This window comes from Nonomuraea sp. NPDC049758 (genome assembly GCF_040674635.1).
Lineage (GTDB): Bacteria > Actinomycetota > Actinomycetes > Streptosporangiales > Streptosporangiaceae > Nonomuraea.
Window position 1 is genome coordinate 71,626 of sequence record NZ_JBFAMZ010000010.1, and the last position, 14,064, is coordinate 85,689.

Below are 14,064 nucleotides of genomic sequence, written 5' to 3' on the forward strand. Positions count from 1 at the left end.
GGGCCGCCGGTCCCGGGGCCGGGGCGTCAGCCGCCGAGCCCGAACCAGAGCACGGCGAACACCCCGCACGGCACGCCGGCCAGCGCCAGCGCGATCAGCACCCGCCACCGCAACGCGAGCCCCGGCCGGGTCACGAACGCCGCGACGGCCCCCGCCCCGGCGAACACGACCGCGGCGCCCACGGCCTGCGCGGCGGTGTACGGCACCGACGGCAGCAGCTTCCCGGCCGCCCAGAACGCCACCGCCGCCCCGGCGGCCACCAGGGCGGCGCGCCGCGCGGGCCGCACGTCCACGCGTTCCAGCACGTACGCGGCTCCGGCGAGCATGACCAGGCTGATCGCCAGGAGCGTGCCGAGGGCCGGGGCCAGGCAGTCCCAGTCGGCGCAGCCGACGCCCGCCCACGCCAGCCGGGCGGTGGCCCACCACAACACCCCCAGCGCCCCGCACACCCCCGCGGCTCGCCCAATACGCCCCGTCATGCATTAATCGTCCCACTGTCAGGAGGAGGCGGCCGCGCGGAGCTCGTCGGCCTCCGCCTCGGCGGTCCTGCCCAGGGCGCGCAGGGCGACGGCGCGGTTGGCGTACAGGTCGGGCTGCCGGTCCAGCTCGACGGCCCGGGTCAGGTCGGCGAGCGCGCCTTCGGCGTCGCCCGTGGCGTAACGCAGGACTCCCCGGTTGCCCCAGGCGGCGGCCAGCTCAGGGGCGTGCTCCAGGGCCAGGTCGAGGGCCGCCGCGGCCTCGTCGAAGCGGCCCGCCGCCGTCTCCAGCTGGCCGAGCACGGTGAGCAGGTGCGGGTTCTCCGGCGCGCGGGCGAGCCCGGCCGTGACGTCGGCCCTGGCCTCCTCGTCCCGCTCCGCCGCCGCCAGCAGCCCGGCGCGGTTGACGTAGGCGTCCAGGTAGCCGGGGTCCAGCTCGATCACCGTGCCGAGGTCGGCGAGCGCCCCCTCCACGTCGCCCCGCACAGTACGCAGCTCCGCCCGGTTGTAGTACGCCTCCGGCAGCGGCGGCCCGGCCCGCATGGCCCGTTCGTAGTCGGCCAGCGCCTCCTCCGGCTCCCCCAGGCGGAACAGCAGGTTGCCGCGTTCCAGGTAGGTGTCGGGGAAGCCGGGGTCGAGGGCGATGGCGGCGGTGTAGTCCTCCAGGGCCTCCTTGGTGTGGCCGAGCGCGCCGAGCAGCTGGGCGCGGTTGGTCAGCAGCACCATCCGGTGCAGCGGGTGCCGGTCGCCCAGCTCGCCGGCCAGCTCGACGGCCGACTCCACCAGCGACAGCGCGGCTTGCAGCCGTCCGTGCCGCAGCTCGACCAGGGCCAGGCCGTTGCGGTCGAAGCCGAGTTTGAAGGCCCGTTCCAGGGGGTCGGGCAGCAGCCCGGAGATGGCGATGGCCTCGTTGAGCCAGCGGCGGGCCCTGCCCAGGTCGCGCTGCGCCGGGTCGGGGTGGCGGGCGTCGAGCATGGCCGTCCCGTACGCGGCGGCGGCGTGCACGACCGGGTCCTGGCTGGCCGCGCGGGCCCGGTCCCACAGCTCCCGCGCCTCCTGGACGCGGCCGAGCCCGCCGAGCGCGGTGGCGGTGCGCTGGGCGAAGCGCCACCACGGAGGCTCCCCCGGCTCCGTCCGGGCCAGGCCGAGCTCTCCCAGCTCGGCCGCGGCGTGCAGGAAGCCCTCGCGCATGCAGCGGTCCACCAGGGCCCAAAGCTCGTCGGCGCTCCGCTCGTCGGCCGGCGGCTCGGGGCCCTCGGCGTAGACCGTGACGGCCAGCGTGCCGGCCGGGATCCGCCGGGTCAGGACGTCGAGAAGCTCGGTGTCGGTGGGGTCGGCGTGCGCGCCGTTGCACACCGCCAGCGTCGCGCCCGGCCGCACGGCCGCGCGGACGAACTCGGCGATCCCGTTGGCCAGCCTCAGCGTACGGCGGGGCGCCGGCACCAGGATGCGCTCCTCGTCCGGCAGCCCGGCGTCGATGGTCGTCCGCCGGACGGGCACCTGCCCGGCCAGCTCGGGCGCGACCGCCCGGATCTCGATGTCATAGGCCGCGACCAGCTCGCGCGGGGCGTCCGGCACCAGGTGCCGCAGCAGCGCGGCGCCCACGGTGTAGGGGCCACGCGGCCGGCGATGCGCGTCGATGACCGGCATCAGCAGCCGCACGGCCCCCCATCGGGCGGGTGGGCCGCCCTGGACGCTGAGGTGGGACCTGTCCTCGGTCACCCCTTGTGAATGACGCCTGCGGTCCCTGCGAGCCTCGCGGTGCCTGGCTTACGGACGACGATGCGCTTCATGACGTGCCTCTCCGATGGGTGTGACTATCCATTATTCGGACACCCAACCGGATATCAAGATTTATGGTGGGTAAGTGGCGGTTTAACGAATAAGAAGCACCTGGCATTTGGGTGCGTCCCGCAGCCTATTGAGACCGAAACCAATGATCGACCGCCGCGACCCGCGCCTGTTCCGATTCCTCCATCAACGTGCACAGGCACCGACCGACCAGCGTGACGGACTGGCAGCAGCCCGGCCCGGGCAGTTTCTTGGCGCGCACGATCGCGGTCGCCCGCTCGATGAGCCGCTCCAGGCTCGGCTCCCCGCCGCCCTTGAGCGCGTGGGCGTTCCACGGGCACGCCTCGACGTCCTTGCACGCGCTCCTGGCGATGAACGGCGCCGGCCCCGGCTCGAACCGCAGCCGGTCCTCACGCTTGATCCGCAGGTCGGCCAGCACCAGCGCGGCACGGCGGGAGACCTCCAGCAGGTCGCGCCTGCCCGGCCGGCTCTCTTTTCCCCCGGCCGCCCGTTCGGGCAGGGCCAGCAGCATCGCCGCGGCCATCAGTCCGCCGCCCATCACCATGCTCCAGCCCACCTGCTCGTGGAACCAGATCACCGCGATGGCGGCCACCCAGAGGGGCTGCGAGGACATCATGATCGCGCTGGGCACGGCCGGCACGTGCTTCTGCCCGTACGAGCGGGCCAGGAACCCCAGCGCGCACGACACCACGGCCAGGTGCGCCAGGATCGCCCAGTCGGGCAGGCTGGACGGCAGCGTGATCCCGCCGCGCAGCGCGAAGCCTCCGGTGAGGATGCCGATCGTGAACAGCTGGATCGTGGTCAGCGCGTACGCGTGGAAACGTTCGCCCTTCTTGGACAGCTCGGCGAGCATGAGCGTGTGGGCCGAGTAGAGCGCCGCGGCCGTGAGCGTGACGCCGAGCGCGAGCAGCGAGACCTCGTGGTCCTCGACCCCGCGCAGCAGCGTGAACACGGTCATCCCCGCCATGGCGAGCACCACCCCGGCCCACACCCGCCGCGGCGCCCGGCTCCTGAACATCACCAGCGCCAGGACCGGAGTGATCACCACGCTGCACCCGACGGCGAACCCCGACACCGCCGAGGGCAGGCTGTGCAGCGCCAGCGCCTGGGCGGTCTGCCCGACGCCGAACAGCAGCCCCAGCACGAGCCCGTTGACCCACGTCCGGCGCGACAGCCCCCGCAGCGAGCCCGGCCGGATGACGAGCAGCGTCACCGCGGCGATGAGATAGCGCTCGGCCAACAGATCCTCGACCGGTAACCGGAGAATGAGATCCTTCATCAGCGGGAACGCCGACCCCCAAGCGGCGCTGACGAACAACAGAAGCACGGCTCCCAAGAGGGGTCGGGGAGCGGGCACGCCTGCCATGGAGCAGAGCATGCCACTACTAAATGCATTCACCAGAGCACGCGGCGAAGCCGGTGAGGTTACTGTTCCACTTGGAGTTAAGACCCTCACTCCAGGCCCGAAACATCCATACCGGTGGCGGCGAAAACAGCTCTTTCCTGCGGTTACTGCCCGGTACGGCCGAGCTCTCCACATTCGCACTGTGTACGGACGCGTGCGCGTACCGTGCGAACGGGCCGATGCCTCACCCCGGAGATCGTCACTCTCTGCGATCAACGCGCGGCGGTGTGGTCACGCCTGAGCGTAGAGGTCGCAGGAGCGCCGCGGGGGCGGAAAGGGGAAACAAGCCATGGCCCCAGGAGGGGATGGGGCGTGGCCGCCGGATCCGGAAGCGTCGGACCGCGGCGTCGTCGCGGAGCTAGAGCTCCATGGCCGGCGTGCGCGCCAGCCGTTTCTCGCCGTAGACGACGACGAGGTCGCCCACCTGGCAGCGCGACAGCTCACGCCACCCCTGACGGGCGTACAGTGCGAGGGCCGCGCCCTGGTTGAGCGTGGTGTCACCGCGCAGGCTGCTGAAGCCGAGCTCCAGGGCGCGGTCTTCGAGGGCCGAGAGCATGACGCCGCCGTAGCCGCGCCGCTGGAACTCGGGATGGACCCTGAGCCTGCACACCTCGGCGGTCTCCCGGTCGACGGGCTTCAGGCCGCCCATGGCGACCACCCGCGAGCCGGCCTCGCCCACGATGAAGTCACCGCCGCAGGCCAGGTAGATCTCCTGGATGCGGGGGAAGTCGTCGTCGTAGTAGACGCCGTCGCCGGGTTGGAGACCCACCTCGGCGAGGCAGATCCGGTGCAGCGCGAGGATGGTGTCGAGATCGGACCAGCGGTACCGCCGGATCTTCAACGTCATCCACCGCTCCCTTCCTTCTGGGCCAACTTCCGACGCCGCAGCTGGGCGCTGAATTCAGCCAGCATCTGATGTTTGTCGTTCTTTTTCATGATCTGCTGCTCCAGCGCGAGCGCTGGGCGGATGATGAGGTCCGTAAGGTATTCATCCCCCAGATTGCGCAAGGCGTTCGTACCAATTTGTAGGGCTTCGTCGATGTCACCCTCCAGGAGGCGGCACTGGGCCTGGTCGAGCCTGATCAGGGTCTGGTCGAGGACGTGGTCCTCGTACTTGCCGAGCGCCTGGTCGAGCACCACCTCGGCCTCGATGGTCTGGCCGAGCTTGGTGAGCACGTCGCCCTGGTAGAAGTAGAGCTGCTTCTCGGTGTAGCCGAAGGCCATGTCCTCCTGCTCCTCGCTCTTCATGTGCGAGAAGGCGCTCCTGGCCCGGGCCAGGGCGCGCTTGGCCTGGTCGACGACCTCCTTCTTGCTGTCGGTGCCCGAGAGCATGGCCAGGGCCCGCGCCTCGACGACCGGCGCCATGGCCTGGGCCACGCACGGCGTGGCGCCCGCCAGGTCGCGGCTCTTCTTGGCCAGGTTGAGCGCCTCGCGGGCGTCGCCGTAGTAGAGGGGGACGAGCGACTCCCTGGCCGTGATCCAGGCCCGCAGCGCGCGGTCGCCGGTCTCGTCGGCGGCGATGCGGCCGGTGCGGAAGAACGACCGCGCCAGCCGGTGGTCGCCCAGATTGATCATCACCATGCCGCTCAGGCCGGCCAGCTGCGCGGCCATGCGGCACAGCCGGTCCTGGAGGTCGATCGGCTGACGCCTGGACAACGCCGTGCGGACCGCGCTCAGCTCCAGCAGCACGTCGCACAACAACCGCAGCGGGGGCGTCGTGGTGTACTGGCGGCCGAAGGCCACCGTCGCCTCCTCCCACTGGTCGAGCATGCCGCCCGACACGGTGGCCGAGACCAGCGTCTCGTCCATCCGCCGCCGGATGCCCTCGCACGCCCCCAGCACCGGCCCGTCGAACTGCTGCTTGAACGAGACGTCGGTGTCGAGGAGGTTTAACAACGTGCGCCGCAGGATGTTCTCGTCCTCCTGGGCGTCGGCCTCGACGGTCATCGGATGGATCACCAGGTCGCGCGGGAGCGACGCCGACCCCGCCACGCGATTGGCGGGCTCGCCGAGCACGCCGGGCATCCGGTGGCCGTGGCCGCAGATGCAGGGCCCGTCGAAGCCGAGCTCGATGGGCTCGACCCGGTAGACCGAGCACAGGTAGTGGAGGTATTCGGGGCCCGGCCGCTTGAGCCCGCTCTCGTACGCCGACAGCAACGTCTCGCCGATGCCCGGCGGCGCCTTGGCGTCGCGCTCGAACAACGCGCGCACCTGCTCGATCACGTCCGCCAGCGCGATGCCGTAGGACAGGCGGTGCGCTTTGATGCGGGTCGTGCTGAACTGCGGCGAGCACGCCTCGTGGATCTCTTCAGCTATCTGGGCGGAGGTGCGCCCCGTGGCAAGGCCCTTGGCCCTGATCCGCCGGGCGATCTCCGTTTCCCTGTGCTGCCTGCCGGACATCCCGGCCCCTCTCCCGATGTCTCGACCCGTCAAGACTGGTGACTCAGCGTAGCCCTCAGGTAGCTCTTCGCCTAGAGATGACTATGAAGCAGTGAGAGCTGTTTGGAAACGTGCTCATCAAGCCTACGGTTAAGGATCGTCCTCCGAGGGACTGTTTCTTACAACCCATGAGGGAATAGCCACTCCCTGTGATCAGCAGAGTGGCGTTGCGTGTGCTGTTGACTTGAGCCATGTTTGGCCCACCAGCAACGATTCCCAAGGAGGACGAGAAGGTGACGGACGACAAGATCGGACATCTGCAGCGCCTCGTATCCGAGCTCGGCGCTCGCGGTCTGCTCGCACGAGTGGTCCAGACCCAGAGCGGCCGGCAGTTCGTACGCGTCATCAACCCGAAGGCGACGAGCCTGTCCGAGAACGTCACCTGCCGGCCGGCGAACGCCTCGGACCTTCCCGACTGGTGGTACTGCTGGTCCTGGGGCGAACCCATGCACACGGCCGACGACCCGGCCGGTGCCGCGACCAAGGTCGCACGCGTGCTCGCCGCGGTGGGAGAGTGACCACGCGGTGATCCGGGTGGAGCGCAGCCACCACGGGTCACCGCCCCCACGGCGGCCCCGCGGGGCCGGCGGGACGATCGGTGCGGAGGGCGTCCGGGTTCCCGGGCCCCTGATCGTCCCGCCGGTTCCGGCCCCTTCGCGCGGGCCCACGCCCGTGCGCGCAGATCAGCCCGGCGGGTGCGCCCGCCGGGTGCCGGGGGGATCACCTCCCCCCGTGGAACCGGAACGGGCCATGCTTCCGGGTGTGTGGCCCGTCCGAGCCGACCGTCATCGGAGCGTCCGGTCTCTCCCTCCGCGGCCCAGAGACCGGGCGACCCCGTCTTCCCCGGCGTGATGTGACGGCGGCCGGTTCGGTCAGCGGTATTTTTAGATCCAATTGGACTGATTTGCCGCTGACCGAACCGCTTCCTGAGGGGGAATCCACCCAGTGTTCCTGTTGGTGACACCAGGGCCATCGCCTACGCCCACGCCGGCGGATTCGTCGCTCGTGCAGGACTTGGACAAAGTGAGCTCGCAGATGGCGCAAGCCTGTCAAGGTGACACGGTGATCTGTGGTCCCCTGGTCGACTGGCTGGGCAACGTGTCATGGGCGCCGTTGCTGGCCAGCTTGATCACCATCGTCCTGATCCTGGTGTTCGGGTTCGTCGTGCGGAACGTCTCGCACCGGCTGATCACCAAGGTGGTGAACCGCGCGGCCACCGGCGGCTCGCTCGCCACCAGGTTCCGCCGTAACGCGGCCACCGACGGCATCGACGCGCTGCTGCACGAGCGCCGCAAGCAGCGGGCCGAGACCATGGGGTCGGTGCTCAAGCACATCGCCTCCATCGTCGTCCTCGGCACCGCCATCCTGACCGTGCTCGACCGGCTGACGATCCCCATCGCTCCCCTGCTGACCAGCGTCGGCATCCTGGGCGTCGCGATCGGCTTCGGCGCGCAGGAGCTGGTGAAGGACTTCATCGCCGGCATGTTCATGCTGCTGGAGGACCAGTACGGCGTGGGCGACGTGATCGACGCGGGCGCCGCCGTCGGCACCGTCGAGGCGGTCACCCTGCGGGTCACCCGGCTGCGCGACGCCGACGGCCGCGTCTGGTACGTGCGCAACGGCACGATCACCCGCGTCGGCAACGAGTCGCAGGGCTGGTCGCGGGCCTACTTCGACGTCCCGGTGGCCTACGACGCCGACATCACCGCCGTGCGCGCGGCGCTGGAGATCGTGGCCGAGGAGATCTGGGCCGACCCCGAGTTCCGCGAGAGCGTGATCGTGGAGGAGCCCCAGGTGTACGGCGTGGAGCAGCTCTCCGACAGCGCGCTGGTGTTCCGCATCACCGCCAAGACGCTGCCCTCCCGCCAGGCCGAGGTCGCCCGGGAGATCCGGCTCAGGGTGAAGGCCGCCCTGGACTCCGCCGGAATCCCCATGGTCGCCATTGCATAAGGTGAGAACGTGACAGAGACCTCCTTCTACGACGCCGTAGGCGGCGAGGAGACCTTCCGCCGCCTCGTCCACCGTTTCTACGAAGGTGTCGCGGAAGACCCCCTGCTGCGGCCGCTCTACCCCGAGCCCGACCTGACGGGCGCCGAGGACCGGCTGCGCGGATTCCTGATCCAGTACTGGGGCGGCCCCAACACCTACAGCCAGGAGCGCGGCCATCCCCGGCTGCGCATGCGGCACGTGCCGTTCGTGATCGGGGAGGCCGAGCGCGACGCCTGGCTGCGGCACATGCGTGACGCGGTCGACTCGCTCGGCCTGCCCGACGATCAGGCGAGCAGGCTTTGGGACTATCTGGTCTACGCGGCCCACAGCTTGGTGAACTCGCCGACATAACGGGCATGACGCCCACATGGATATCCCCTGGTGGCGTGATGCCGTCGTCTACGAGATCTACGTTCGCAGCTTCGCCGACGCCTCCGGAGACGGCGTCGGCGACCTGGCCGGGGTGCGGGAGCGGATTCCGTACCTGAGGAGGCTGGGGGTCGACGCCATCTGGCTGACGCCGTTCTACCCCTCTCCGATGGCCGACGGCGGTTACGACGTGGCGGACTACCGCGGCGTCGACCCGCTGTTCGGCACGCTGGCCGACTTCGACGCGCTGGTGGCCGAGGCCCACGAGCACGGACTGAAGGTGCTGGTGGACATCGTCCCCAACCACAGCTCCTCCCAGCACCCCTGGTTCCAGGCCGCGCTGCGGGGCGAGAAACGCGACCGGTACATCTTCCGCGACACGACCAACAACTGGCAGTCCACGTTCAGCGGCCCGGCCTGGACCCAGGTCCCCGACGGGCAGTGGTACCTGCACCTGTTCGCCCCCGAACAGCCCGACTTCAACTGGCGCAACCCCGAGGTGCACGCGGAGTTCCTCGACGTCCTGCGCTTCTGGCTGGACAAGGGCGTGGACGGGTTCCGCATCGACGTGGCGATGGGCCTGTACAAGGCCGAGGGGCTGCCCGACGTCGGCGACCAGTCGTTCAAGTCGGTCTCGCCGGTCTGGGGGCAGCCGGAGGTGCACGGCGTCTACCGCGACTGGCGCAAGGTGCTGGACGCCTACCCCGGCGAGCGCATGGCCGTCGGCGAGGTCTGGACCGACAGCGCCGAGGACCTCGCCCTCTACGTACGCCCGGACGAGCTGCACCAGAGCTTCAACTTCGCCTGGCTGCAGGCGCCGTGGTCGCCGACCGCGTTCAAGAAGGTGATCGACGACACCCTGGCCTCGGTCCCGTACGCCACCTGGGTGCTGTCCAACCACGACGTCGTACGCCATCGCACCCGCTACGAGACCGCCGATCCCGGCACGGGCCTGGCGCGGGCCAGGGCGGCGCTGCTCACGATGCTGGCGCTGCCCGGCTCGGCCTACCTCTACCAGGGCGAGGAGCTGGGCCTGCCGGAGGTGACCGACCTGCCGGCCGAGGCCAGGCAGGACCCGGTGTTCTTCCAGTCGGAGGGCAAGCTGCCGGGCCGCGACGGTTGCCGGGTGCCGCTGCCGTGGTCGGCGGAGTCGCCCTCCTACGGGTTCTCGCCGCCCGGCGTGCGGCCCTGGCTGCCGCAGCCGGCCGCCTTCGCCGAGCTGACGGCCGAGAAGCAGGAGGGCGACGCGGACTCGACGCTGGAGTTCTACCGCCGGGCCCTGGCCTGCCGCCGCGAGCTGGCGGGTGTGATTCCTTACACCCTGGAGTGGCTGGACTCCCCCGAAGGAGCGCTTTTCTTCTCCCGGGGCCCGCTGGTCTGCGCGATCAACTGCGGGATGGAGCCCGTACGGCTGCCGGCGCACGACGCGGTGCTGCTGTCCAGCGGTCCTGTCCAGGCCGGGACGCTGCCGCCGGACACCGCCGTGTGGCTGCGCCGGGCGTCATGACCGAGAGCCGGCCCGCTGCTCGCCGCGGACGGGGATGACGGGCAGCGACACCAGCGCGCAGGCCAGGCCGGCCGCGTACGCCGCCCAGTACCCCGTCCCGGTGATCAGCGCTCCGGCCAGCGGCGTCACGCCCAGGGCGACGACGTTCTGGACGGTGTTGTGGGTGCCGAGCACCTTGCCCGCCCAGGCGGGACCGGCCAGCTCGCCCGCCCTCAGGTAGGCCAGCCCGTTGCCGGACACGGTGAGCACCGAGGCCGTGGCGAGCGCCACCGGGCCGAGCAGGCTGTCCGTCGCCGTGCCCACGACCAGCAGGGCGAGCACGGCCAGGCAGGCGCAGGTGAGCAGCAGCAGGGGACGCATCCGCAGGCCGACCCGGTCGGACCAGCGGCCGACGGCCACCCGGACCACGGCCCCGGCGACGGCCGACAGGCCGAAGAGCTGGCCGGCGGCCACGGCGTCCCAGCCGTACAGGCCGACCAGGCAGGTGACGCCGTACGTGCTGACCACGATCTGCGGCACCGCGTGCAGCCCGCTGGTCGCGTGCACCCGCCACAGCGCCGGCTGCCGGTACGGCGACCGCGCCGGCCCCGCGCTCCCCCCGGCGATCGAGTGCGGCGGCTCGGCCAGGAACAGCGCGGCCAGGACGGCGGCCAGCAGGCTCACGGCGGAGCAGACGAGCAGCACGCCGGGCAGCCCGTGCGCCCGCGCGACCGGCGGCAGCACGAACGCCGCGACGGCCATGCCGAGGGTGTAGGACACCTGGCGCAGGCCCATGGCGACCCCGCGCTCGGGCGGCTGGAACCAGCGCAGGACGATCCGGCCGCCGCCGACCATGGCCGCCGACCCGGCCGCGCCCGCCAGCGCGAGCAGCGCGATCACCGCCCACGCGGGCCCGGCGAAGGCGACGGCGGCGAGCAGCACGGCCGCCAGGCTCACGCCGATGCCGAGCACCAGGCGCTCGCCGTGCCGGTCGGCCAGCGCGCCCCAGGCGACGAGCGCCACCAGAACGCCGATTCCCGGGGCATTTCCAATGACTCCGGCCACTGCCAGCGGAACACCGAAATGTCGCTCAATTTCCGGCATGACGAGAGGCAGGCCGAAGAGTCCTAAGGTGACGCTCGCATGGGCGTTGACTCCCAGTGCGAGCATCAGCCAGCGCTTCCTGCCCGGACCGGAGGACGGCTGCGGTTCCAGGGCGGTCAGCCCTGGGCCGAGTAGCGCTTGAGCAGGACGAGCTCGTCCTCGCTGAGCCGGCGCGGCGCGGCCCGCTCGACGTCGTAGGCCACGATCACCGAGGTGGCGGTCGCGTAGACCTCGTCGTCGTCGCGGATCTCGTAGGCCAGGGTGAAGCGGACCGGCCTGATCTGGGTGACCCAGGTCTCGACCCTGACCGGGTCGGGGCGCAGGCCCAGCGGGCGGCGGTAGTCGATCTCGTGGCGGGTGACCACGAGCCCTCCGAAGGGCGCCTCGCCCGCCCTGACCGGATCGATCGCGAACATGCCGAAGCGGGCGTCCTCCAGGTAGTCGAGGAAGCGCACGTTGTTCACATGCCCCTGGGAGTCGATGTCGGCGAATCTGACCATGCGGAGGAAGACATGCCGGTGCGCCGGGGAGGGTTCTGCCACGTCCGCCACGGTACCCGTACCGTCCGGCCCGCTGGTCACCGGGCCTTGCGGCGGGCCAGGCAGGCCAGCACGGTCAGCACCGAGATCGCGGCCATGCAGGTGAGCGCCCAGCGGTATCCGGTCACGAGCAGGCCGACCGCGTCGCCGGAGAGCTGCGACAGCGTCCCGGCGAAGACGCGCCGGTGCAGCGCGGCCGGCAGCGGCGCGGTGATGATCGACAACACCAGGCCGGTGCCGACCACGTTGCCGGTGTTCTGGAGCATGAGGCGCATGGCGTTGACGATGCCGAGGCGTTCGGAGGGCAGGCCGTCCAGGATGGCGGTGGTGTTGGAGGGCAGGAAGACGCCCGAGCCGAGGCCGATGAGCACGAGCCCGGCGGCCACCGCCGGGTACGGGGTGGTCGCCGACATCGTGCCGAGCAGCGCGAGCAGGCCGCAGGTCGTGGTGGCGGCCCCGGCCACGGCGAGGGTGCGCGCGCTGGTCAGCCGTTGGAGGAAGCCCGATGTCACCGACGCGACCATGGCCGCCACCGCCAGCGGCAGCACCTTCAGCCCGGCCTGTACGGGATCGTCCCCCCGCACGGCCTGGAAGTAGAGCGCGACGAGGAAGACCATGCCCATCCGCGCGACGGCGTTGAGTAGGGAGGCGAGCGTGCCGAAGGCGAAGGCCCGGTCGTGGAACAGCCGCAGGTCCACCACGGGATGGGCGGCCCGCCGCTCCCTGGCCACGAACAGCGGCAGCCCCACGGCGAACGCGGCGAGCCCGGTGGCCACCACCGGATGCCCCCACCCCAGCCTGCCGAACTCCGACAGCGCCAGCAGCAGCCCGCCGAGCGTGACCAGCACGAGCATGCTGCCCGGCAGGTCCAGCCCGCGTTCGCGCCCGGCCGGTTCGACCCGCCGCAGCGTGAGTGCGCCCCACACCAGGCAGACCACCCCGATGGGCACGTTGAACCAGAACACCCAGCGCCAGCCCAGGTTCGAGGCGAGCACGCCGCCGAGCGTCGGGCCGATCAGCCCGGCGATGGAGAAGGAGGCCACGTAGACGCCCATGCCCTCGCCCAGCCGCTCGCGCGGGAAGGCGTCGCTGACCAGGGCGGCGCTGTTGGTGAGCAACATCGCGGCGCCGGCGGCCTGCACGACCCGCATGGCCACGATCACCCATGCGCCGGGAGCCAGCCCGGCGAGCAGGGCGGCCGCGGTGTAGACGGCCAGCCCGATCAGGTACATCCTGCGCCTGCCGAACATGTCCGCCAACCGGCCGAACACCACCATGAGGACGGTCGTGGTCAACTGGAAGCCCAGCAGGATCCAGCCCGCGGCCGTGGCGTCGGCCCCGGTGTGCCGGGCGATCTCGGGCAGCGCGACGTTGATCGCGCTGCCGCCCAGCCCGGTCAGCACGCTGGCCAGGCTCACGACCGAGAGCGTGCGCCAGGCATGGCCGACGGGAGCGGTGGTCGTCGTCACCAAGGGCCTGTCCTTTCTAGATTTTGATACTAGAATCCAGTTCAAGTCATCGGCCGGTCAAGGATCGAGGTGTCGGATGAGCGGGATCGTCGAAGGTCGCGTGGTGATCGTCACGGGTGCGGCCAGGGGCATCGGGCGCGGGCACGCCCTGGAGTTCGCCAGACAGGGCGCGAAGGTGGTGGTCAACGACCTGGGCGCGGAGGTGGACGGCACCGGCTCATCCGGGGCCGCCGCCGAGGTGGTGGCCGAGATCGAGGCCATGGGCGGCCAGGCGATCGTCAACGGCGAGGACGTCTCCGACTTCGACGGCGCCGAGCGCCTGATCGGAGCGGCCGTCGAGCATTTCGGCGACCTGCACGTGCTGGTCAACAACGCCGGGATCCTGCGCGACCGCATGCTGGTCAACATGACCGCCGACGAGTGGGACGCGGTGATCAGGGTGCACCTGCGCGGCACGTTCGCGCCCCTGCGGCACGCCGCCGCCTACTGGCGGGCCAGGGCCAAGTCCGGCGAGCGGGTCGACGCCCGGATCATCAACACGACGTCGTCCTCCGGCATCTACGGCAATCCGGGCCAGGGGAACTACGGCGCGGCCAAGGCGGGCATCGCCGGGCTGACCGTGATCGCCGCCAGGGAGCTGGAGCGCTACGGCGTGACCGTCAACGCCATCGCGCCCGCCGCGCTCACCCGCATGACGGAGAACCTGATCCCGGCCGGGGCGACCGGCGCCGACCCCGACGACATCGCGCCGCTGGTGGTCTGGCTGGCCGGCGCGGAGGCGCGCGGCGTCACCGGGCGGGTGTTCAACGTGCGCGGCGGCATGATCAGCGTGGCCGAGGGCTGGCACGCCGGCCCCGGGGTGGACAAGGGCGGCCGCTGGGACCCGGCCGAGCTGGGCGCGGTCATCCCCGCCCTGGTGGACAAGGCCGCCCCCAACGCCCTGACCAACGGCCGCGTCCCCGGACGGGAGGACTGA

At 71.3% G+C, this 14,064-nt stretch carries 13 protein-coding genes; 5 read left to right on the top strand and 8 right to left on the bottom strand.

Annotated features, from left to right (window positions below):
* Positions 1-26 precede the first annotated feature (26 nt).
* The 5 genes from AB0J46_RS26150 to AB0J46_RS26170 form a co-directional block, all read right to left on the bottom strand.
* Positions 27-479, bottom strand: coding sequence for a hypothetical protein (locus AB0J46_RS26150; protein WP_364336291.1), 453 nt, complete (start codon positions 477-479; stop codon positions 27-29).
* A gap of 18 nt (positions 480-497) precedes the next feature.
* Positions 498-2,198, bottom strand: a complete 1,701-nt coding sequence (locus AB0J46_RS26155; protein WP_364336293.1) for a tetratricopeptide repeat protein — start codon at positions 2,196-2,198, stop codon at positions 498-500.
* Positions 2,199-2,394: 196 nt separating this feature from the next.
* Positions 2,395-3,828 carry a DMT family transporter gene (locus AB0J46_RS26160; RefSeq protein WP_364336295.1) on the bottom strand — a complete coding sequence of 478 codons (1,434 nt, stop codon included), beginning with the start codon at positions 3,826-3,828 and terminating at the stop codon, positions 2,395-2,397.
* A 223-nt stretch (positions 3,829-4,051) separates the two neighbouring features.
* Positions 4,052-4,540, bottom strand: a complete 489-nt coding sequence (locus AB0J46_RS26165) for a GNAT family N-acetyltransferase (RefSeq protein ID WP_364336297.1) — start codon at positions 4,538-4,540, stop codon at positions 4,052-4,054.
* The gene (locus AB0J46_RS26170; RefSeq protein WP_364336299.1) at positions 4,537-6,093 is read right to left on the bottom strand and encodes an XRE family transcriptional regulator; all 1,557 of its coding nucleotides are present in this window, start codon (positions 6,091-6,093) and stop codon (positions 4,537-4,539) included. Before AB0J46_RS26170 ends, AB0J46_RS26165 begins: the two co-directional genes overlap by 4 nt.
* Before the next feature lie 272 nt (positions 6,094-6,365).
* On the opposite strand from AB0J46_RS26170, the gene AB0J46_RS26175 reads away from it, so the two are divergent.
* The 4 genes from AB0J46_RS26175 (at position 6,366) to AB0J46_RS26190 (ending at position 9,997) form a co-directional block, all read left to right on the top strand.
* Positions 6,366-6,650, top strand: coding sequence for a hypothetical protein (locus AB0J46_RS26175; RefSeq protein ID WP_352360547.1), 285 nt, complete (start codon positions 6,366-6,368; stop codon positions 6,648-6,650).
* A gap of 544 nt (positions 6,651-7,194) precedes the next feature.
* On the top strand, positions 7,195-8,082 hold the full coding sequence (locus tag AB0J46_RS26180) for a mechanosensitive ion channel family protein (protein WP_364336301.1): 888 nt from the start codon (positions 7,195-7,197) through the stop codon (positions 8,080-8,082).
* A 9-nt stretch (positions 8,083-8,091) separates the two neighbouring features.
* Positions 8,092-8,472 carry a globin gene (locus AB0J46_RS26185; protein WP_352360551.1) on the top strand — a complete coding sequence of 127 codons (381 nt, stop codon included), beginning with the start codon at positions 8,092-8,094 and terminating at the stop codon, positions 8,470-8,472.
* 16 nt (positions 8,473-8,488) lie between these two features.
* Positions 8,489-9,997: an alpha-amylase family glycosyl hydrolase gene (locus AB0J46_RS26190; protein WP_364336303.1), complete on the top strand. Its 1,509-nt coding sequence runs from the start codon at positions 8,489-8,491 to the stop codon at positions 9,995-9,997.
* Here the strand turns inward: AB0J46_RS26190 and AB0J46_RS26195 are convergent.
* The 3 genes from AB0J46_RS26195 to AB0J46_RS26205 all read right to left on the bottom strand — a co-directional run bounded on the left by AB0J46_RS26195 (position 9,992) and on the right by AB0J46_RS26205 (position 13,088).
* On the bottom strand, positions 9,992-11,146 hold the full coding sequence (locus AB0J46_RS26195) for an MFS transporter (protein WP_364336305.1): 1,155 nt from the start codon (positions 11,144-11,146) through the stop codon (positions 9,992-9,994). The two genes, AB0J46_RS26190 and AB0J46_RS26195, sit on opposite strands and share 6 nt — an antisense overlap.
* Before the next feature lie 50 nt (positions 11,147-11,196).
* Complete coding sequence (locus AB0J46_RS26200) at positions 11,197-11,580, bottom strand: thioesterase family protein (protein ID WP_364336771.1); 384 nt, start codon at positions 11,578-11,580, stop codon at positions 11,197-11,199.
* A 77-nt stretch (positions 11,581-11,657) separates the two neighbouring features.
* Entirely contained in the window at positions 11,658-13,088 is a 1,431-nt protein-coding gene (locus AB0J46_RS26205; protein WP_364336307.1) for an MFS transporter, read from the bottom strand.
* A gap of 76 nt (positions 13,089-13,164) precedes the next feature.
* Here AB0J46_RS26205 and AB0J46_RS26210 point away from each other — a divergent pair, with 76 nt between their 5' ends.
* The gene (locus AB0J46_RS26210; protein WP_364336309.1) at positions 13,165-14,064 is read left to right on the top strand and encodes an SDR family oxidoreductase; all 900 of its coding nucleotides are present in this window, start codon (positions 13,165-13,167) and stop codon (positions 14,062-14,064) included.